Annotated in this window: 1 protein-coding gene; it reads left to right on the forward strand. The window is 45.3% G+C overall.

Annotation, left to right across the window (positions count from 1 at the left end):
- Positions 1–428: glycosyltransferase family 9 protein (locus HC175_RS19120; protein WP_369074352.1), on the forward strand; the 428-nt coding region annotated here is incomplete at both ends.

The raw sequence follows: 428 nt of genomic DNA on the forward strand, positions 1-428 counted from the left end.
GCAGAATGTCGATGTGTTTGCTGCTGAAGTCAAGGGCAGGCACAAAGGAATTGGGGGTTTAAAAAGACTTTCTGAAGAACTACTGGACCTTAAAATTGATGCCGTAGCCGATCTTCACAACGTGCTACGCTCCAACATTCTAAAGCTTTTCTTTAAGCTGAAGGGAATTCCCGTAAAACAACTGGATAAAGGCCGAAGAGAAAGGAAAGCCCTCACCCGAAAGGAAAATAAAGTCTTCATCCAACTGAAGCCGACTCATCAGCGATATGCTGAAGTATTCGAAAAGTTAGGTTATCCCATAGATCCGGAAGTGGTTGATCTGCTGCCTAAGCAGGAATTGATTCAAAAGGTGAAGGAATTAACCGGAGAGCACGCCGGAAAGAAGTGGCTGGGAATTGCCCCTTTTGCGCAACACGCTTCCAAATCCT

It is taken from the genome of Salinimicrobium oceani, assembly GCF_012037645.1.